Annotated in this window: 20 protein-coding genes; 16 read left to right on the top strand and 4 right to left on the bottom strand. The window is 68.4% G+C overall.

Features of this window, described 5'->3' with window-relative positions; all coding sequences use genetic code 11:
* Window positions 1-2: 2 nt before the first annotated feature.
* On the bottom strand, window positions 3-938 hold the full coding sequence (locus QLQ83_RS13200) for a D-2-hydroxyacid dehydrogenase (protein ID WP_282735980.1): 936 nt from the start codon (window positions 936-938) through the stop codon (window positions 3-5).
* 212 nt (window positions 939-1150) lie between these two features.
* Here QLQ83_RS13200 and QLQ83_RS13195 point away from each other — a divergent pair, with 212 nt between their 5' ends.
* From QLQ83_RS13195 to QLQ83_RS13135, 13 genes are all read left to right on the top strand, one after another.
* Window positions 1151-1408 (top strand): FmdB family zinc ribbon protein, encoded by a 258-nt coding sequence (locus tag QLQ83_RS13195; protein ID WP_133634210.1) that lies wholly within the window; start codon window positions 1151-1153, stop codon window positions 1406-1408.
* 50 nt (window positions 1409-1458) lie between these two features.
* Window positions 1459-3240 (top strand): aspartate--tRNA ligase, encoded by a 1782-nt coding sequence (aspS, locus tag QLQ83_RS13190; protein ID WP_282735979.1) that lies wholly within the window; start codon window positions 1459-1461, stop codon window positions 3238-3240.
* A 130-nt stretch (window positions 3241-3370) separates the two neighbouring features.
* Window positions 3371-4120 (top strand): YebC/PmpR family DNA-binding transcriptional regulator, encoded by a 750-nt coding sequence (locus QLQ83_RS13185; RefSeq protein WP_282735978.1) that lies wholly within the window; start codon window positions 3371-3373, stop codon window positions 4118-4120.
* 9 nt (window positions 4121-4129) lie between these two features.
* Window positions 4130-4669, top strand: coding sequence for a crossover junction endodeoxyribonuclease RuvC (ruvC, locus tag QLQ83_RS13180; protein WP_282736160.1), 540 nt, complete (start codon window positions 4130-4132; stop codon window positions 4667-4669).
* A gap of 140 nt (window positions 4670-4809) precedes the next feature.
* The gene (gene ruvA, locus QLQ83_RS13175; RefSeq protein WP_282735977.1) at window positions 4810-5424 is read left to right on the top strand and encodes a Holliday junction branch migration protein RuvA; all 615 of its coding nucleotides are present in this window, start codon (window positions 4810-4812) and stop codon (window positions 5422-5424) included.
* A gap of 44 nt (window positions 5425-5468) precedes the next feature.
* A complete protein-coding gene (ruvB, locus tag QLQ83_RS13170) occupies window positions 5469-6485 on the top strand; it encodes a Holliday junction branch migration DNA helicase RuvB (RefSeq protein WP_282735976.1) in 1017 nt (338 codons plus the stop codon).
* A 59-nt stretch (window positions 6486-6544) separates the two neighbouring features.
* Window positions 6545-7222 (top strand): protein TolQ, encoded by a 678-nt coding sequence (gene tolQ / locus QLQ83_RS13165; protein ID WP_284047698.1) that lies wholly within the window; start codon window positions 6545-6547, stop codon window positions 7220-7222.
* A 13-nt stretch (window positions 7223-7235) separates the two neighbouring features.
* Window positions 7236-7676 carry a protein TolR gene (tolR, locus tag QLQ83_RS13160; protein ID WP_282735975.1) on the top strand — a complete coding sequence of 147 codons (441 nt, stop codon included), beginning with the start codon at window positions 7236-7238 and terminating at the stop codon, window positions 7674-7676.
* A 9-nt stretch (window positions 7677-7685) separates the two neighbouring features.
* Window positions 7686-8834, top strand: a complete 1149-nt coding sequence (gene tolA / locus QLQ83_RS13155; protein ID WP_282735974.1) for a cell envelope integrity protein TolA — start codon at window positions 7686-7688, stop codon at window positions 8832-8834.
* Entirely contained in the window at window positions 8834-10123 is a 1290-nt protein-coding gene (gene tolB / locus QLQ83_RS13150; RefSeq protein WP_282735973.1) for a Tol-Pal system beta propeller repeat protein TolB, read from the top strand. Before tolA ends, tolB begins: the two co-directional genes overlap by 1 nt.
* Before the next feature lie 23 nt (window positions 10124-10146).
* On the top strand, window positions 10147-10683 hold the full coding sequence (gene pal, locus QLQ83_RS13145; RefSeq protein ID WP_282735972.1) for a peptidoglycan-associated lipoprotein Pal: 537 nt from the start codon (window positions 10147-10149) through the stop codon (window positions 10681-10683).
* Window positions 10684-10712: 29 nt separating this feature from the next.
* On the top strand, window positions 10713-11492 hold the full coding sequence (ybgF, locus tag QLQ83_RS13140; RefSeq protein ID WP_282735971.1) for a tol-pal system protein YbgF: 780 nt from the start codon (window positions 10713-10715) through the stop codon (window positions 11490-11492).
* A gap of 17 nt (window positions 11493-11509) precedes the next feature.
* Entirely contained in the window at window positions 11510-12274 is a 765-nt protein-coding gene (locus tag QLQ83_RS13135) for a YciK family oxidoreductase (protein ID WP_282735970.1), read from the top strand.
* Between the two features lie 30 nt (window positions 12275-12304).
* Here the strand turns inward: QLQ83_RS13135 and QLQ83_RS13130 are convergent, their stop codons facing one another.
* Entirely contained in the window at window positions 12305-12979 is a 675-nt protein-coding gene (locus tag QLQ83_RS13130) for an HAD-IA family hydrolase (protein ID WP_282735969.1), read from the bottom strand.
* A complete protein-coding gene (gene ubiG, locus QLQ83_RS13125) occupies window positions 12979-13704 on the bottom strand; it encodes a bifunctional 2-polyprenyl-6-hydroxyphenol methylase/3-demethylubiquinol 3-O-methyltransferase UbiG (protein WP_282735968.1) in 726 nt (241 codons plus the stop codon). The genes QLQ83_RS13130 and ubiG overlap by 1 nt, the downstream gene beginning before the upstream one ends.
* A 142-nt stretch (window positions 13705-13846) precedes the next feature.
* On the opposite strand from ubiG, the gene galU reads away from it, so the two are divergent.
* Complete coding sequence (gene galU, locus QLQ83_RS13120; RefSeq protein ID WP_282735967.1) at window positions 13847-14737, top strand: UTP--glucose-1-phosphate uridylyltransferase GalU; 891 nt, start codon at window positions 13847-13849, stop codon at window positions 14735-14737.
* A 5-nt stretch (window positions 14738-14742) separates the two neighbouring features.
* On the top strand, window positions 14743-16032 hold the full coding sequence (locus QLQ83_RS13115; RefSeq protein ID WP_282735966.1) for a nucleotide sugar dehydrogenase: 1290 nt from the start codon (window positions 14743-14745) through the stop codon (window positions 16030-16032).
* A 115-nt stretch (window positions 16033-16147) separates the two neighbouring features.
* Here the strand turns inward: QLQ83_RS13115 and QLQ83_RS13110 are convergent, their stop codons facing one another.
* On the bottom strand, window positions 16148-16726 hold the full coding sequence (locus QLQ83_RS13110; RefSeq protein WP_133634177.1) for a superoxide dismutase: 579 nt from the start codon (window positions 16724-16726) through the stop codon (window positions 16148-16150).
* Between the two features lie 233 nt (window positions 16727-16959).
* Here QLQ83_RS13110 and QLQ83_RS13105 point away from each other — a divergent pair, with 233 nt between their 5' ends.
* A complete protein-coding gene (locus QLQ83_RS13105) occupies window positions 16960-17802 on the top strand; it encodes a coiled-coil domain-containing protein (protein ID WP_282735965.1) in 843 nt (280 codons plus the stop codon).
* The last annotated feature ends 8 nt before the right edge of the window (window positions 17803-17810 follow it).

The raw sequence follows: 17810 nt of genomic DNA, 5'->3' as shown, positions 1-17810 counted from the left end.
GCTCAGCCTTCCTGCCAGCCGCGCAGGTTGTCGGCGGTGAGGGCCACGATGCGCTGGCGGGCCTCGGGGGTGATCCAGGCGTTGTGGGGCGTGACGATCAGGTTGAGCGGCTCGCCCAGCGCGTCGAGCAGCGGGTGCCCCTCGCGCGGTGGCTCCACGGGCAGCACGTCGACGCCGAGCCCGCCCAGGCGGCCCCGCCGCAGGGCCTCGAGCGCCGCTTCCTCGTCGATGATCCCGCCCCGGGCGCAGTTGACGAGCAGCACACCGGGCTTGAGGGTGGCCAGCAGGGCGGTATCGACCAGGTGGCGGGTGGCCTCGGTAAGCGGGCAGTGCAGGCTGATCACGTCCGCCTCGGGCGCCAGGTCGTGCAGGCCGGGGCGGCTGTCATGTGCCTCGTTGCCGGGGCGGGCGGCGAAGTCGACGTGCATGCCGAAGGCCTGGGCCAGGCGGGCCACCTTCGAGCCCAGCTCGCCCTGGCCGACGATCACCAGCCGCTTGCCTTCCAACTGCAGGGTCGTGTGATCCATCAGGCAGAAGAAGGGGCTTTCGTTCCAGCGCCCCTCGGCCACGTCGCGCTGGTAGAGGGGCAGTCGGGTGGCCAGGGCCAGCATCAGCATCAGGGTGTGCTGGGCCACACTGGCCGTGCCATAGGCCGTGACGTTCTTCACGCTGATGCCCAGGCGTTCGGCCGCAGCCATGTCGATGTTGTTGGTGCCGGTGGCCAGCACGCAGATCAGCTTGAGCGCGGGCAGGGCATCGAGGGTCTGGGCGTCGAGCACCACCTTGTTGACGATGGCCACCTCGGCGCCGGCGAGCCGGTCGGCGGCCTGGTCGCGCGTGCTCTGATCATGCACGTCCAGGGTGTCGAGGTGCTGGCGGATCGGTTCCAGGTCGATGTCGGGCCCCAGGCTGGCGGCGTCGAGAATGACGGCTTTCATGAGATGTTCCTTGTCGATGCAGGCGAGTCGGGCAACAGGCCCTGGCAGGGCTGGGCCTTGCCCGGCGCGACAGGCTATAATATCCGGCTTTCGAGGCAGGCTTGGATTATCCGCGGGCCGGCCCTATATCGCACCACGGTAGCGCGAGGCGGTGGTCCCCCTGCCCGTGCTTGACCCATGGGACATGTCATTACATCGGGAGTGATCAAACCATGCCCATCTACGAATACGAGTGCAAGGCCTGCGGCCACCGCCTGGAGAAGCTTCAGAAGATCAGCGCCGAGCCGCTGAGGGACTGTCCCGCCTGCGAGGCGGCAGAGCTCAATCGCCTGGTTTCCGCGGCCGGGTTCCGGCTGGCCGGCGGCGGCTGGTACGAGACCGACTTTAAGACCGGCAGCAAGAAGAACCTGGCCGGCGGCGAGGGCGGCAAGGCCGACAAGACGCCGAGCAAGGACGGGGCGGCGGCCTGAGTCGCCCGGCCTTGCCTTTCACCATTTCATGCAACAGAACAGGATTTGACATGCGCAGCCATTATTGCGGCCAGCTGAACGAGACCCTGGTGGATCAGACGGTCACCCTGTGCGGCTGGGTCCATCGCCGCCGTGACCATGGGGGCGTGATCTTCCTCGACATGCGCGATCGCGACGGCATCGCCCAGGTCGTGGTCGACCCCGATACCGCCGAGGCCTTCGCCAATGCCGACCGCGCCCGCAGCGAGTATGTGCTGCGCATCGTCGGTCGCGTCAGGCTGCGCCCCGAGGGCACCCAGAACCCCAACATGCCCACCGGCATGATCGAGGTGCTGGCCAAGCAGGTGGAGGTGCTCAACACCGCCGCCACGCCCCCCTTTCAGCTCGACGAGCATGGCAAGGTGGGCGAGGAGGTACGACTCAAGCATCGCTACATCGACCTGCGTCGCCCGGAGATGATCGAGAAGCTGCGCCTGCGCTCGCGCATCTCCCACAGCGTACGCGCCTTCCTCGAGGGCCAGGGCTTCCTGGACATCGAGACCCCGATCCTGACCCGCGCCACCCCCGAGGGGGCCCGCGACTACCTGGTGCCGAGCCGCACCCATCCGGGCAGCTTCTTCGCGCTGCCCCAGTCGCCGCAGCTGTTCAAGCAGTTGTTGATGGTGTCGGGCTTCGACCGCTACTACCAGATCGCCAAGTGCTTCCGCGACGAGGACCTGCGCGCCGACCGCCAGCCCGAGTTCACCCAGATCGACCTCGAGGCCTCCTTCGTCGAGGAGGAGGACATCATGGCGATCACCGAGGCGATGGTCCGCCAGCTGTTCCAGGAGGTGCTCGAGGTCGAGCTGCCCGCCTTCCCGCGCATGCCCTATGCCGAGGCCATGAGCCGCTTCGGCTCCGACAAGCCGGACCTGCGCATCCCGCTCGAGCTCACCGACGTCGATGACCTAATGCAGGACGTCGACTTCAAGGTCTTCTCCGGCCCGGCCAACGCCGATGACGGTCGCGTCGCCGCCCTGAAGGTGACGGGCGGGGCCAGCCTGTCCCGCAAGGAGATCGACGACTACACCCGGTTCGTCGGCATCTACGGTGCTCGCGGGCTGGCCTGGATCAAGGTCAACGAGCGGGCCAAGGGCCTCGAGGGCCTGCAGTCGCCCATCGTCAAGTTCATGGAGGGCGTGGTCGAGCAGCTGCTGGACCGGGTGGGCGCCGAGGACGGCGACATCATCTTCTTCGGTGCCGACAAGGCACGCATCGTCAACGAGGCCCTCGGGGCGCTGCGCGTGCGCCTCGGCGAGGACCTCGACCTCTATACCGCCGACTGGGCCCCGCTGTGGGTGGTCGACTTCCCGATGTTCGAGGAGGACGGCAGCGCCCGCCTGCAGGCCCTGCACCATCCGTTCACCGCTCCCTCCTGCGACGCCGAGACCCTCAAGGCCCACCCGGCCTCCGCGCTCTCGCGGGCCTATGACATGGTGCTCAACGGCACCGAACTTGGCGGCGGCTCGATCCGTATTCACGACCAGGCGATGCAGCAGACCGTCCTCGAGGTGCTGGGCATCGGCGAGGAGGAGGCCCGCGAGAAGTTCGGCTTCCTGCTCGACGCCCTGCAGTACGGCGCGCCGCCCCACGGCGGCCTGGCCTTCGGCCTCGACCGCCTGGTGATGCTGATGAGCGGGGCGAAGACCATCCGCGAGGTGATCGCCTTCCCGAAGACCCAGAGCGCGGCCTGCCTGCTGACCGAGGCGCCGGGCGAGGTCAGCGCCGAGCAGCTCAAGGAGCTCAACATCCGCCTGCGCCAGAAGGCCAAGGCGGAGACCGCCGGCGAGTGACGGCGATTCCGACCCGATGACATCCACCGGCGCCCCAGGGCGCCGGTGGCGTCTGGAAACCTTGAGGAAGGAGGCGCTGTCGCCGAAATGGCCTCGAGCAGAGATAGCGCTACCACAGGAGGTTGTTGCAATGGCAGGCCATAGCAAGTGGGCCAATATCAAACATCGCAAGGCGGCCCAGGACGCCAGGCGCGGCAAGATCTTCAACAAGCTGATCCGTGAGCTGAGCGTGGCGGCACGCCAGGGCGGCGGTGAGCCGGCCGACAACCCGCGACTGCGCGCCGCCATCGACAAGGCGCTGGCCAACAACATGACCAAGGAGACCATCCAGCGTGCGGTGGACCGGGGCGCCGGCAACGCCGACGGCGACGCCATGGAGGAGTGCGTCTACGAGGGCTATGGGCCCGAGGGGGTCGCGGTGATGGTCGAGTGCATGACCGATAACCGCAATCGAACTGTCTCCGAGGTGCGACATGCCTTCGGCAAGCAGGGCGGCAACCTGGGTACCACCGGGTCGGTGGCCTTCATGTTCCACCGTCAGGGGCGCCTGCTGCTGCCCGAGGGGGTCACCGAGGAGGCCGCGATCGAGGCCACCCTGGACGCGGAGCCCGAGGAGATCGAGGTCCGTGACGATGGCCGCCTCGAGGTGGTCACCACGCCCGACTCCTTCGGCCGGGTGAAGGATGCCCTGGTCGCGGCGGGGATCGAGCCCGCGTACAGCGATGTGGGGCTCTATCCGGAAACCACCACGCCCATCGCCGAGGCGGAGCTCGCCAGCAAGGTCCTCAAGCTGCTCGACATGCTCGAGGACCTGGACGATGTCCAGAACGTCACCACCAACGCGGAGTTTGCCGATGATGTCCTCGACCTGCTCGACTGAACCTTGCCGATGCTGATCCTCGGCATCGACCCCGGCTCGCGGATCACCGGCTACGGGGTGCTGGACGTCACCACGCCCACGCCGCGCTACGTGGCCAGCGGCTGCATCCGCATCCAGGCCGACGACCTGGCCCAGCGCCTGGCCCAGGTCTACGCCGGGGTCAGCGAGCTGATCTCGGTGCATGGCCCCGGGGAGTTCGCCATCGAGCAGGTGTTCATGTCGAAGAATGCCGACTCCGCCCTCAAGCTCGGCCAGGCCCGCGGCACGGCCATCGTCTGTGCCGCCAACCATGGCTTGCCGGTCAGCGAGTACGGCCCTCGCCAGATCAAGCAGGCGGTGGCCGGCAGTGGCAGCGCCGACAAGGCCCAGGTGCAGCACATGGTGACGGCGATCCTCGGCCTCTCGGCCACGCCTCAGGCGGATGCCGCCGACGCCCTGGCCATTGCGCTCACCCATGCCCATGCCCGCATGGGGCTGATGCGTGAGGGGAGCTATGGCGGGCATCGCAGCCGTCGCAAGGGAGGCTCCTGGCGTGACTTTCGTCCGTGAGCTGTCGCCGTGAGGCGACGGTGCCAGATTGTCGAACGCTGTTCCCGCGGGCTGGCATGCGGCACGGGCGAACAGTATAGTGGCCCGATGACGGCCCCGCGGGCCGCGATGGACTCCAACCCAAGGGACAGCGAACTTCCATGATAGGACGCCTGCGAGGCACCCTGCTCGAGAAACAGCCCCCCTGGATGGTGGTGGAGGTGGCCGGTGTCGGCTACGAGCTGGAAGCCTCCATGACCACCCTGGTGGCCATGCCCGGCACCGGGGAGCCGGTATCGCTCTATACCCACCTGGTCATCCGGGAGGATGCCCACCTGCTCTACGGCTTCGCCCGGGAGCAGGAGCGTTCCCTCTTCCGTGCCCTGATCAAGGTCAATGGTATCGGCCCCAAGCTGGCACTGGGCATCCTCTCCGGCATGGACGAGGAGGCCTTCGTGCGCTGCGTGATGGACGATGACGTCAAGGCGCTGACCCGGCTGCCCGGGGTGGGCAAGAAGACCGCCGAGCGGTTGATCATCGAGATGCGCGACCGCTTCCCTCACTGGGAGCAGCCGGGCGAGCTGGCCATCGGCACCAGGGATCCGACGGGCAGCGTCTCCTCCGGCGCCGCGGACCCCGTCGCCGATGCCGAGGCGGCCCTGGTCAGCCTCGGCTACAAGCCCACCGAGGCGGCCCGCATGCTGCTCGGCCTAGAGACGTCCGGCTCCACCGAGGCCATGATCAAGGCGGCGCTGACCCGCCGCCTGGCGGGGTGATTCGATGCCGTATCCACGTTTTCACCTGATGCCGGATGGCCGCCATGCTCGAGACTGATCGCCTGATCGCCGCCGACCCCCGCGAGGGGGAGGGCAGCGTCGACCATGCCATCCGTCCCAAGCGGCTCGCCGACTATATCGGCCAGCCGCGGGTGCGCGAGCAGCTCGACATCTTCATCAGCGCCGCCCGCGGACGAGAGGAGAGCCTCGACCACACCCTGGTGTTCGGTCCGCCGGGGCTCGGCAAGACGACGCTCGCCAACATCGTCGCCGCCGAGATGGGGGTGGGGCTCAAGTCCACCTCGGGGCCGGTGCTGGAGCGGGCCGGCGACCTCGCCGCCATGCTCACCAACCTGCAGCCCGGCGATGTGCTGTTCATCGACGAGATCCACCGCCTGTCGCCGGTGGTGGAGGAGATCCTCTACCCCGCCATGGAGGACTTTCAGCTCGACATCGTCATCGGCGAGGGGCCGGCGGCGCGTTCGATCAAGCTCGACCTTCCCCCCTTCACCCTGGTCGGTGCCACCACCCGGGCGGGCCTTCTGACCTCGCCGCTGCGCGACCGCTTCGGCATCGTCCAGCGCCTGGAGTTCTACAGCATCGACGAGCTTACCGAGATCGTCGTGCGCTCTGCCCGGCTGCTGGGGGTCGAGAGCGACCGGGAAGGCGCCCGAGAGGTCGCACGCCGTTCCCGGGGCACCCCGCGCATCGCCAACCGGCTGCTGCGCCGGGTGCGGGACTTCGCCGAGGTGCGCGCCCAGGGGCGCGTGGATGCCGAGATAGCCGACTTGGCCCTGAACATGCTCCACGTCGACCACCACGGTCTCGATCATATGGACCGGCGCCTGCTGCTGGCGATGATCGAGAAGTTCGACGGGGGCCCGGTGGGCATCGACTCCCTGGCCGCGGCGATCGGCGAGGAGCGCGACACCATCGAGGACGTCATCGAACCCTACCTGATCCAGCAGGGCCTGATGATGCGCACCGCGCGTGGTCGGGTGGTGACCCGTCAGGCCTGGGATCACTTCGACATGGCGCCCCACGAGCGGGCGCCCCAATAGCGGACCCCCACTCCCGTGACGACTGACCAAGACCGACGAGGATCCCCGTGAACGACTCCATGTCCATACCCCACCTGATCATGAACGCCAGCGGCGTAGTGCAGATGGTGATGCTGATCCTGGTGATCGGCTCCATCCTCTCCTGGGTGGTGATCTTCCAGCGTACCTTCGTGATGCGCCGGGCGCGCAAGGCACACCGTGCCTTCGAGGACCGCTTCTGGTCCGGTGTCGATCTCAACGAGCTCTATCGCGAGACGCCCGCCGAGCAGGAAACCCAGGGGGCCGAGCACGTCTTCCGTGCCGGCTTCCGCGAGTTCAACCGCCTGCTGGCCAAGACCCGCAGCCCCCAGGCGATACTCGAGGGCGTCCAGCGCAGCATGCGTGTGGCGTGGTCCCGCGAGGAGGACCGCCTCAACCTGCACCTGGTGTTCCTGGCCACGGTCGCCTCGGCCAGTCCCTATATCGGGCTGTTCGGCACCGTCTGGGGCATCATGGGCTCCTTCCAGTCCCTCTCCATGGCCCAGCAGGCGACCCTGGCCACGGTGGCCCCCTGGATCGCCGAGGCCCTGATCGCCACCGCCATGGGGCTGTTCGCGGCGATTCCGGCGGTGATCTTCTACAACCGGCTTTCCGCCGAGTCTGGGCGCCTGCTGGGCAAGTACGAGGACTTCGCCGAGGAGTTCCATTCCATCCTGCACCGCAACCTGCAGGGCCGGACCGACCCCGGCGCCGACTGAGGGAGAGGCCGTCATGCTAGGACCCTTCAATCGTGGCGGGCGCAGCAAGCCCATGGGCGAGATCAACGTCGTGCCCTTCATCGACGTCATGCTGGTGCTGCTGGTGATCTTCATGATCACCGCGCCCATGCTCACCCAGGGCGTGCAGGTCGACCTGCCCCAGGTCAGTTCCGAACCCATCGAGGAGACCGAGGATCGCGAGCCGATCATCGTCTCGGTGGACCGTGACGGCCAGTACTTCATTTCCCTGGGCGAGGACGAGACACCGGTCAGCCTCGACGAGGTGAGCGAACGGGTGATCATCCTGCTGGAACGTCAGCCGGGCACCCCGGTGATGGTGCGCGGCGACCGCAATGTCCCCTACGGCCAGGTGGTGACGCTGATGAGCACCCTGCAGACCGCGGGGGTGACCAATGTCGGGCTGATCTCGGAACCGCCCCCCGGGGACAGTTGAGGAGCCCACATGGCCAGACATGACCGACGCGTGGGCTATGGCCTGCCGCTGGTGCTCGCCATCGCCCTGCACCTGGCGATCCTGGTGGCCAGCGTGATCCGCTTTCCCGAGCGGGAGACCGAGCCACCGAGCACCAATATCGTCCAGGCGACCCTCGTCAGTACCGAGACCACCACCGACCAGGCCCAGCGTGCCGAGGAGGCCCGGGCCCGGGCGGCGGCCCGACAGGCCGAGGAGGAGGCCGCGGCGGCTGCCGAGCAAGAAGAAGCTCGCGAGGCAGAGGCCGAGGCGGTCGAGGCCGCCGAGGAAGCTGCCCGTCAGGCCGAGGAGGCCGAACGTCAGCGTCAGGCGGAAAACGAGGCCCGCGAGGAGGCTCGTCGGGCTGCCGAGGAGGAGGCCGCCCGCCGCACCGAGCAGGCCGAACGGCAAGCCCGCGAACGCGAGCAGCAGGCCGAGCGTCGCCGTCAGGAGGAAGCCGAACGCCAGCGCCAGGCCGAAGAGGAAGCCGAACGCCAGCGCCAGGCCGAGGCGGAAGCCGAACGCCAGCGTCAGGCCGAGGCGGAAGCCGAACGCCAGCGTCAGGCCGAAGAGGAAGCCGAACGCCAGCGCCAGGCCGAGGCAGAAGCCGAGCGTCAGCGCCAGGCCGAGGCGGAAGCCGAACGCCAGCGCCAGGCCGAGGCGGAAGCCGAACGCCAGCGCCAGGCCGAGGCAGAAGCCGAACGCCAGCGCCAGGCCGAAGCGGAAGCCGAACGCCAGCGCCAGGCCGAGGAGCAGGCCCGCCGCGCTGCCGAGGCCGCCAACCAGGGCCTGGATCGTGCCATCGAGGGCGAAGCCGACAACGTGGCCAATGCCCGTCAGGCCACCGAAGCGGCCAACAGCTTCATCAACCTCGTGCGCCGGGCGGTGGAGCAGGCCTGGGTGATTCCGCCCAACGTGCCTGACGGGGCCAGCGCCGAGGTCTCGGTGCGACTGGGCCCCTCAGGTGAGCTGTTCGCGGCTACCATTGGTCAGAGCAGTGGCAACAGTGCCTTCGACCGTTCTGCGGTCCAGGCCGTGGAGGCCGCCGCGCCCTTCGCCGAGCTGCGCCAGTTGCCGGCGTCGGCCCAGCGCGACTACCGTCAATTCAACCTGCGATTCCGACCGGGGGATATCCGCTGATGAACATCCTGAAGACCACCTGGCTGGCCGCCATGCTGATGCTGTTCACCAGCCTGGCGCAGGCCGCCGACCTGACCATCGAGATCACCCGTGGCAGCGACCGCGCCACGCCCATCGCGATCGTGCCCTTCGCCGACGGCGACGACATGCCCCAGGACATTGCGCAGATCGTCTCCGATGACCTGGAGCGAAGCGGCTACTTCGAACCGCTGGAGCGTCGTGCCATGTTCGAGCGCCCCGCCTCGAGCGACGAGGTCCGCTACGGCGACTGGCGCGCCCTGGACGTTCGCTACCTGGTGGCGGGGCGAATCAGTCGCGAGGGGGATGAGTATCGCATCCAGTACGAGCTGATGGACGTCAGTGGCGAGAGCCGCATGATCGCCGAGAGCGTGACGGCCGGTCGCCAGGGACTGCGCGATGCCGCGCACTACATCAGCGACCAGATCTTCGAGGAGATCACCGATATCCGGGGGGCCTTCTCGACCCGTATCGCCTACGTGACCTCCAGCGGCGTGGGGGACGAAACCCAGTATGCCCTCCACGTGGCCGATGCCGACGGGCGTAACAGCCAGCAGATCCTCTCGTCCGACGAGCCGATCATGTCGCCGGCCTGGTCGCCGGATGGCGGCAAGCTGGCTTACGTCTCCTTCGAGACCGAGCGCCCGGCGATCTACATCCAGGATCTCGCGTCCGGCCGGCGCGTGCGTGCCACCTCCTTCGAGGGGCTGAACAGTGCTCCGACCTGGTCACCGGATGGTCGCCGACTGGCGATGGCGCTCTCCAAGGATGGCCAGCCCGAGATCTACGTGATGGACATCGGCTCGCGGGACGTGCAGCGCGTCACCAACAACTCCAGCATCGACACCGAGCCCGCCTGGTCGCCGGATGGTCGCAGCCTGCTGTTCACCTCCGACCGCAGCGGGGGCCCGCAGATCTATCGCCTCGACCTGGGCAGCGGCGAGGAGGAGCGCCTCACCTTCACCGGCAACTACAATGCCCGGGCGCGCTTCGCGCCGGACGGCGAGGCGATCTTCCTGATCCACCGGGGCAACAATGGCTACCAGGTGGCGCGTCAGGACCTGGAAAGCGGGCGCCTGGTGGCCCTGAGCGACGCGGGGCAGGCCGAATCCCCCAGTGTCGCGCCCAATGGCACCATGGTAATCTTCGCCACCCAGCAGGGCGGCAACGGGGTGCTGGGCGGGGTCTCCGCCGATGGGCGCGCCTCTTTCCGTCTGCCGGCGGCACAGGGTGATGTCCGCGAACCCGCGTGGTCACCGTTTCTGAACTGATGTATCCAACAAGGAGTTTCACGATGCAGCTCAAGCCCCATGCCAGAATCCTGGCCATCGCCCTGTCCCTGGCCTTCGTGGCCGGCTGTTCCAGCACGGGGGGGGGCCAGGACGGCGACCTGACGGGAAGCGCCGGCGGCGCCGATCGCGACGGCGTGACCACGGACAGCGCCGATGGACGCGGCGTCAGCGGCGAGCGTGCCGGCCAGAGAGCCGATGCCGACGGTCGAATCCCCGAGACCCGCACCATCTACTTCGAGTACGACAGCGATGCCATTCGCAGCGAATTCGAGTCGGTGCTGACCGCCCATGCCCGCTTCCTGCAGAACAACCCCAATGCGAGCGTCGTCCTGCAGGGGCATACCGACGAGCGCGGTACCCGCGAATACAACCTGGCACTGGGTGAGCGTCGCGCCGGCGCCGTCGAGCGCTACCTCAACGTCCAGGGGGTGTCGCCCTCCCAGGTCGAGGTGGTCAGCTATGGCGAGGAGCGACCTGCGGCCCGTGGCCAGAACGAGGATGCCTACGCCCAGAACCGTCGGGTGGTCTTCGCCTACTGAGCGGGACTGACACGACGAGGGAGAGAACGATGAGACACGGTCTGAAGAGACTGTGCGGTGCGGGAGCCTTGCTGCTCCCGCTGACCGTAGCGGCACCGGCCCTGGCCCAGCAGCCGGTCATCGAGGACCTCACCGGGCAATCGGGTTCCGGTGGCTTCTATGACCAGGCGGCCACCCGCGAGGAATCCGGCGGCAGCCTGGTGATCTTCAATCAAGTCCAGCAGCATCAGGAGGAGATCCGCCAGCTGCGTGGGCAGGTGGAGGAGTTGCGTCACCAGCTGGAGCAGTTGCGCCGCCAGACTCGCCAGCAATATCTGGACATCGAGGATCGCCTGATGGCGGCGGGCAGCGGCGTCGACCAGGCCGCCCCCCCGGTGGACGAGGAGAGCGCTCGCCAGGTCGCCGAGACCCCCCCGCCGAGCGGTGACGATCCCGGCGCCCAGTCGGCCTACCAGGCGGCCTTCTCGCACGTTCAGGCCCGCGAGTTCGGCCAGGCCATCGGCGCCTTCGAGTCCTTCGTTGCCGATCATCCCGACAGCCGCCTGACCGCCAACGCCCACTACTGGCTCGGCGAGCTCTACTCGGCCGAGGGGGATCTGGATGCCGCCGATGCCGCCTTCCGGCGCGTCCTGCAGGACTTCCCGGAGAGCAGCAAGGTGCCTGATACCCTCTATAAGCTGGGGCTGCTGGAGGCGCGCCGTGGGCGCCCGGAAGAGAGCCGGGCGCTGCTCGACCGCGTGCGCGAGGAGCATCCCGACAGCAGCGCCGCCGGGCTGGCCGACGACTTCCTGCGTCAGGCAGGCAACTGAGGGACAGAGGAGACGTGATGACCTGCAAGATCGACTACCAGCCAGCGGCCGACCTGCTCGACGGTCGCATCATCCTGGTGACCGGTGCCGGTGACGGCATCGGTCGGGCCGCGGCCCTGGCCTTCGCCGGCCACGGGGCCACCGTGATCCTGCTGGGACGCACCATTGCCAAGCTGGAGAAGGTCTACGACGAGATCGAGGCCGCCGGGGGGCCCCAGCCGGCCATCTTCCCGCTCAACTTCGAGGGGGCCACGCTCAAGGACTACCATGACATGGCCGAGACTCTCGACAAGGAGTTCGGCCGCCTCGACGGCATCCTGCACAACGCCGGGATCCTCGGGCGCATCACCCCCTTCGAGCAGTACAATCCCGAGCTCTGGGAGCAGGTGATGCAGGTCAACATCAACGGGCCGATCTGGATGACCCAGGCCCTGCTGCCGTTGCTGAAGAGTTCGCCGGACGCCTCGGTGGTGTTCACCTCCTCGAGCGTGGGACGACGTGGCCGGGCCTACTGGGGGGCCTACGCGGTGTCCAAGTTCGCCACCGAAGGCTTCGTCGAGGTGCTGGCCGACGAGGTCGAGCACCTGGGCACCCTGCGCGTCAACAGCCTGAACCCCGGGGCGACGCGAACCGCCATGCGCAAGACCGCCTATCCCGGGGAAGACGAGAGGACGCTGCGCGGCCCCGAGGAGATCATGCCCACCTACCTGTGGCTGATGGGGCCGGAGAGCCGCGGCCACAACGGCGAGAAGTTCGACGCCCAGCCGCCGAAACGCGGGTGACGGCGGTGCCCCGGGTCGCCCGGGGCACGGTTAATCCCCCCGCCCGGCGCCTCGCAGTGCCGCCACCAGCGCCTCGGCGGTATCAAACCACAGGTCGGCCGGCCATCCGCGGTAGTCGTCTCCCTCCTCGATATAGCCATAGCCCACCGCCACCGCGGCCATGCCGGCGGCGCGTGCCGCCTGCATGTCGCGCCGGTGATCGCCGATATACCAGCAGTCTGACGCTGTCGTCTGCAGGCGACGGGCGGCTTCTCTCAGGGGCTCGGGGTCCGGCTTCTTGACCGGCAGATCGTCGGCGCAGAGCAGGGCGCCGGGGACCAGCCCCAGCGCCTCGACCAGCGGCACGGCATAGGCCCGGGGCTTGTTGGTTACGATTCCCCAGGGGCGCTCGTTTCCCTCCCATTCGGCCAGCAGGTGCTCCAACGGGGCAAAGACCCGGCTCTCCTCGGCCACCGCCCGTCCATAGGCTTCGAGCAGGAAGGTGCGCGCCTCGCCATGGCCTTCCGCCTCCTTGGCGAGACCCAGAGCAAGGGTCACCAGGGCACTGCCGCCGTTGGAGACCTGGGCGCGGATCACCGGATAGGGCAGGGCGGGTAGGCCGTGGTGGCGCCTCAGGGCATTGGTGGCCCGCGCCAGGTCCGGCGCGGTGTCCACCAGGGTGCCGTCAAGGTCGAAGAGCAGGGCCCGAGGAGACCGTCCAGCCATCACGTCGCCTCCCGGCGACAGTGCATCAGGTAGTTGACCGAGACATCGCTCGTCGACAGGGCGTAGCGACGGGTCAGCGGATGGAAGACCAGGCCGTTCTGCTCACGCACGTCCAGGCCTGCCTCGCGGCACCAGGCGGCCAGTTCCGAGGGGCGGATGAAGCGGCGGTAGTCGTGGGTGCCGCGCGGCAGCATACGCAGCAGGTACTCGGCGCCGAGCACGGCCAGCGCATAGGCCTTGGGGTTGCGGTTCAGGGTCGAGAAGAACACCTGGCCACCGGGCTTGACCAGGGTGGCGCAGGCGCGCACGACCGAGCCGGGATCCGGCACGTGCTCGAGCATCTCCAGGCAGGTCACCACGTCGAACTCGCCGGGGTGGGCCGCGGCCATCTCCTCGACGCTGACGTGGCGGTAGCCGATGGCCACGCCGCTCTCCTTGGCGTGCTGCCGGGCCACGGCCAGTGGCGCCTCTCCCAGGTCGATGGCGGTGACGTCGGCGCCGCGGTGCGCCATGGCCTCGGCAAGGATGCCGCCGCCGCAGCCCACGTCGAGTACCCGTCGCCCGGCCAGTCCCGCCCGGGCATCGATGAAGTCCAGGCGCAGCGGGTTGATGTCGTGGAGCGGCTTGAACTCGCCCTGCGGATCCCACCAGCGGTCGGCCAGGGCCTCGAACTTGGCGATCTCTGCCTGGTCGACGTTGTCCGCTTCCGGGTGGCTTGCACTCATCTGCTCTCTCCATGGTGTCGCCGACCTGATACTCTGGCAGGCCAGGCTCGGTCCGGTATCATGAAGTATTGTACCCGCTCCCCGGAGGGCATTCCCACGCTTTCCTGGGGGCCACATCCTCAACAGTGACAGGGACCGCACCATGATCAACAAGGCTGTTCTTCCCGTTGCCGGGTTCGGCACGCGCTGTCTCCCGGCCTCCAAGGCCATTCCCAAGGAGATGATCACCATCGTCGACCGGCCGGTGATCCAGTATGTGGTCCAGGAGGCCGTCGCCGCCGGCATTCGCGACATCGTGCTGGTGACCCATGGCACCAAGAGCGCCATCGAGAACCATTTCGACAAGCACTTCGAGCTCGAGGCGAGCCTCGAGGCCAAGGGCAAGATCGAACTGCTGGAGGAACTGCGCTCCATCGTGCCCTCCGACGTCCATATCATCAGCGTGCGCCAGCCCGAGCCGCTGGGCCTGGGACACGCCGTGCTCTGCGCGCGCCCGGTAGTGGGCGACGACGAGCCCTTCGCGGTGCTGCTGCCCGACGTGCTGGTCGACAACGAAGGCCTCGAGCCCAACGACCTGGCCGGCATGATCGCCTCCTTCGAGGCCAGCCATCACAGCCAGCTGATGGTCGAGGAAGTGCCCCACGACATGGTCCACAAATACGGCATTGTCGATACCGACGGCGAACTCCCCGGCCCCGGCGAGTCAAGACCCATCGCCGGGGTGGTGGAGAAGCCGCCCGTCGACGAGGCGCCCTCGAACCTGGCGGTGATCGGCCGCTATGTGCTGCCGGGTCGTATCTTCTCGCTGCTCGCCGATACGCCGCCGGGTGCCGGCAACGAGATCCAGCTCACCGATGCCATCGAGACGCTGCGTCGCGAGGAGGGGGTGGACGCCTGGCGAATGCGCGGCAAAACCTACGACTGCGGCCACCAGCTGGGTTACCTGGAGGCAATCCTCGCCTATGGTCGCCGCCATGCGCGCTACGGCCAAGGGTTCCGTGAACTGCTGACGCGCTACGCCGGAGAGGAGTGACGCTCATGCGGGTACTGATCCACGGCAGCGAACTGGCCGCCGCCACCGCCGCCGCGGCGCTCTCCTGGGTCGGCCACCGGGTCACCTGGCTGCCTCACGCCTCGGCCGACTGGCCGGCGCTCTCCACCAGCGGCTGGTTGACCAGCGAACCGGAGCTGATGCGACGGCTCAAGGAGGGGCTGAGCCAGGGCAGCCTGCGCCTGGTCGCCGACGAGCAGGATGCCGTCGGTGGCGAGCCCTTCGACGTGTTCTGGCTGGCTGTATCCCCGGACCAGCGCCTGGACGCGACCGACAGTGTCGAGCGACTGATGACCGGCCTCTGCCCCGGGGCGGTGCTGGTCAACAATTCCACCTTCCCGGTGGGGGAGACCGAGCAGCTGGAATCGCGCATCGACGGCTGTCGGGCGGTGGCCCTGGCCGACCTGCTCGAGGAGGGGCGTGCCTGGGAGGCTTTCACCCGGCCCTCCCGCTGGTTGCTGGGCTGTGACGATGACGGAGCGGAGCGTCAGGTGCGCGAGCTGTTGCGCGCCTTCAACCGCCGCCGCGAGGTGGTCCAGCGCATGCCGCGGCGCGCCGCGGAGCTCACCAAGCTGGCCATCAACGGCATGCTCGCCACGCGCATCAGCTACATGAACGATATCGCCGGGCTGGCCGACAGCCTGGGAGTGGACGTGGAGCATGTCCGACAGGGCATGGGTGCCGACTCGCGCATTGGCTACGAGTACCTTTATCCCGGTTGCGGCTTCGGCGGCCCCAACTTCTCCCGCGACCTGATGCGCCTGGCTGACGTCCAGTCGGCGAGCGGGCGCCACTCGGCGCTGCTCGACCAGGTGCTCGACATCAATGAGCACAAGAAGGAGACGCTGTTCCGCAAACTCTGGGCGCACTTCCATGGCCGCCTGGAGGGTCGCCGGGTGGCGATCTGGGGAGCGGCCTTCAAGCCCGGCACCGCCCGCATCGACCAGGCGCCGGTGCTCACGCTGCTGCGCGCGCTGTGGGCCCAGGGCGTGCGGGTTCGCCTGCATGACCCGGCGGCGATCCCGGCCGTGCTGGCCGAGGTCGGCGAGCACCCGCTGCTCGAGGTGTTCCGGGGGGATCCCCTGGAGGCCTGCGAGGGGGCCGATGCGCTGATGCTCGTCACCGAGTGGAAGGCCTACTGGAACCCCGACTGGCCGCGGCTGGCCGAGCGGCTCGGCGAGAAGTTGCTGCTCGACGGGCGCAACATCTATGACCCTGCCCATGTCGCCGCCTGTGGGATGCACTATCGGGGAATCGGACGACGCGCCGACCCCTGAGCCAGCCCTCGCGATCCCGGCCGCGCCCGAGAGGGACCGACCAACGCAATCGGCCCCGCCAACTGGCGGGGCCGATTGCGTTGCGTCAGCCGGTCGGCGCAGAGGCGCCGGGCGATCAGCTGAAGTTCTGGGCGACGAAGTCCCAGTTGAGGACGCTCCAGACGTTCTCGAGGTACTTCGGACGTGCGTTGCGGTAATCGATGTAGTAGGCGTGTTCCCACACATCGATGGTCAGCAGCGGGGTCTGGCCATGGGCGATGGGGGTGTCGGCGTTGCTGGTGTTGACGATGTCGACGCCGCCGTCGTCGGTCTTGATCAGCCAGGTCCAGCCGGAACCGAAGTTGCCCGCGGCCTGGGCGTTGAAGGTTTCCTTGAACTTGTCGAAGGATCCGAACTTGGCATTGATGGCCTCGGCCAGCGCGCCGCTCGGCTCACCGCCACCGTTGGGCGACAGGCAGTGCCAGTAGAAGGTGTGGTTCCAGACCTGGGCCGCCTGGTTGAACAGGCCGCCGGAAGAGGACTTGATGATCTCCTCGAGGGACTTGTTGGCATCGTCGGTGCCGTCGGTCAGCTCGTTGAGCTTGTTCACGTAGGTCTGGTGGTGCTTGCCGTAGTGATACTCGAGGGTCTCGGCGGAGATGTGCGGTTCCAGCGCGTTCTTCTCGTAAGGCAGTGCGGGCAGTTCGAATGCCATCGAATCTCTCCTTGTCGTCAGCGGTGTCGGTACAGCACCCCATGGTGCGGCATCGGAACGTCGGGGTTCAAGGCCCGTCGGCTGGCGTTGACGGGCCCCGTGCGTTCCGATGACAAAAAACCTTACACTATCAGGATGATGTGTCGGTGCTGTCGCGGCATCATAGCACCCGGCCCCGGGGGCGCCAATCGACCGGGCCCCGGCCACCCCGTTCCCCAAAGAAGGAGTTCGCCATGGCAGAGCGCCCGGATGCCCCCCGGTACAGCCGGCCGATCGTACCGGACCCGGATGCCAGCCTGTCGGCGCCACGCAGGCATCAGCCCCCGCCCCCGCGGGTATGGCCGCTGTGGCTGCTGGTGCTGCTGCTCATCGCCGCTTGTGCCGCCCTCGCCTGGGCCGGCTGGCAGGAGCGCACTCGGCTGCAGGCCGAGATCGCCCGGGTCAGCGGCGAGCTCTCCAACGTGCATGCCCGCTTCGACGCGGAAGAGGGGCGGGGGGAGGCCCTCACCATGCTGCAGGACCGTCTGGACGAGCTGGCCAACCTGGAGGCCGAGCTCGACGCGGTCATCGACGAGCGCCTGGCCACGCTCGAGACGCGTCAGGAAGAGCGCCTGGCGCCCCTCGAGGAGGCGATCGATGCCCTCGAGGAACGGCTCGCCCGCCAGGACGACGAGGACGACACCCTGGCCGCGACCCTGGCCGCGACTCGCAGCTCCCTGGATGCCCTGGAGCGCGCGGGCGAGGAGGGGCGCGGCGCGCTGCGCGAGCAACTGGCCGGCCTGGACGCTGACCGCGAGACAGAGATCGAACGACGCGAGACCCTGGCCACGGCCCTGGAGGAGCTGGAGGGGCGTCTCGCCGACCATCGTGATGCCCAGCAGTCGCGCCTTGCGGACCTGGACGAGGCGCTGACGGACCTGGAGGCCGACGTTGAAGCCCTGGCGGGATCACGCGATGATGCGCAGGAACGGATTGAGACGCTGGGCAACCGGCTTCGGGACATCGAGTCCGGGCTGCGCGAGCTGCGCCAGGCGCAGCTCGCCACGAGCGCCCAGCTCGAGGCCCTGCGCCAGTGACATGTCGC

Origin of the sequence: Halomonas rhizosphaerae, from assembly GCF_030010555.1 — a bacterium.
In the GTDB taxonomy this organism is placed as follows: Bacteria; Pseudomonadota; Gammaproteobacteria; order Pseudomonadales; family Halomonadaceae; genus Halomonas; species Halomonas rhizosphaerae.
Note: the sequence above shows the minus strand (reverse complement) of the source record. Positions and strands in the feature narration are given on the sequence as shown.

What these genes read in the sequence shown, in the direction of transcription:
- QLQ83_RS13200 (WP_282735980.1), bottom strand. Translation starts at nt 938, where the DNA reads ATGAAAGCCGTCATTCTCGACGCCGCCAGCCTGGGGCCCGACATCGAC.
- QLQ83_RS13195 (WP_133634210.1), top strand. Translation starts at nt 1,151, where the DNA reads ATGCCCATCTACGAATACGAGTGCAAGGCCTGCGGCCACCGCCTGGAG.
- aspS (WP_282735979.1), top strand. Translation starts at nt 1,459, where the DNA reads ATGCGCAGCCATTATTGCGGCCAGCTGAACGAGACCCTGGTGGATCAG.
- QLQ83_RS13185 (WP_282735978.1), top strand. Translation starts at nt 3,371, where the DNA reads ATGGCAGGCCATAGCAAGTGGGCCAATATCAAACATCGCAAGGCGGCC.
- ruvC (WP_282736160.1), top strand. Translation starts at nt 4,130, where the DNA reads ATGCTGATCCTCGGCATCGACCCCGGCTCGCGGATCACCGGCTACGGG.
- ruvA (WP_282735977.1), top strand. Translation starts at nt 4,810, where the DNA reads ATGATAGGACGCCTGCGAGGCACCCTGCTCGAGAAACAGCCCCCCTGG.
- ruvB (WP_282735976.1), top strand. Translation starts at nt 5,469, where the DNA reads ATGCTCGAGACTGATCGCCTGATCGCCGCCGACCCCCGCGAGGGGGAG.
- tolQ (WP_284047698.1), top strand. Translation starts at nt 6,545, where the DNA reads ATGTCCATACCCCACCTGATCATGAACGCCAGCGGCGTAGTGCAGATG.
- tolR (WP_282735975.1), top strand. Translation starts at nt 7,236, where the DNA reads ATGCTAGGACCCTTCAATCGTGGCGGGCGCAGCAAGCCCATGGGCGAG.
- tolA (WP_282735974.1), top strand. Translation starts at nt 7,686, where the DNA reads ATGGCCAGACATGACCGACGCGTGGGCTATGGCCTGCCGCTGGTGCTC.
- tolB (WP_282735973.1), top strand. Translation starts at nt 8,834, where the DNA reads ATGAACATCCTGAAGACCACCTGGCTGGCCGCCATGCTGATGCTGTTC.
- pal (WP_282735972.1), top strand. Translation starts at nt 10,147, where the DNA reads ATGCAGCTCAAGCCCCATGCCAGAATCCTGGCCATCGCCCTGTCCCTG.
- ybgF (WP_282735971.1), top strand. Translation starts at nt 10,713, where the DNA reads ATGAGACACGGTCTGAAGAGACTGTGCGGTGCGGGAGCCTTGCTGCTC.
- QLQ83_RS13135 (WP_282735970.1), top strand. Translation starts at nt 11,510, where the DNA reads ATGACCTGCAAGATCGACTACCAGCCAGCGGCCGACCTGCTCGACGGT.
- QLQ83_RS13130 (WP_282735969.1), bottom strand. Translation starts at nt 12,979, where the DNA reads ATGGCTGGACGGTCTCCTCGGGCCCTGCTCTTCGACCTTGACGGCACC.
- ubiG (WP_282735968.1), bottom strand. Translation starts at nt 13,704, where the DNA reads ATGAGTGCAAGCCACCCGGAAGCGGACAACGTCGACCAGGCAGAGATC.
- galU (WP_282735967.1), top strand. Translation starts at nt 13,847, where the DNA reads ATGATCAACAAGGCTGTTCTTCCCGTTGCCGGGTTCGGCACGCGCTGT.
- QLQ83_RS13115 (WP_282735966.1), top strand. Translation starts at nt 14,743, where the DNA reads ATGCGGGTACTGATCCACGGCAGCGAACTGGCCGCCGCCACCGCCGCC.
- QLQ83_RS13110 (WP_133634177.1), bottom strand. Translation starts at nt 16,726, where the DNA reads ATGGCATTCGAACTGCCCGCACTGCCTTACGAGAAGAACGCGCTGGAA.
- QLQ83_RS13105 (WP_282735965.1), top strand. Translation starts at nt 16,960, where the DNA reads ATGGCAGAGCGCCCGGATGCCCCCCGGTACAGCCGGCCGATCGTACCG.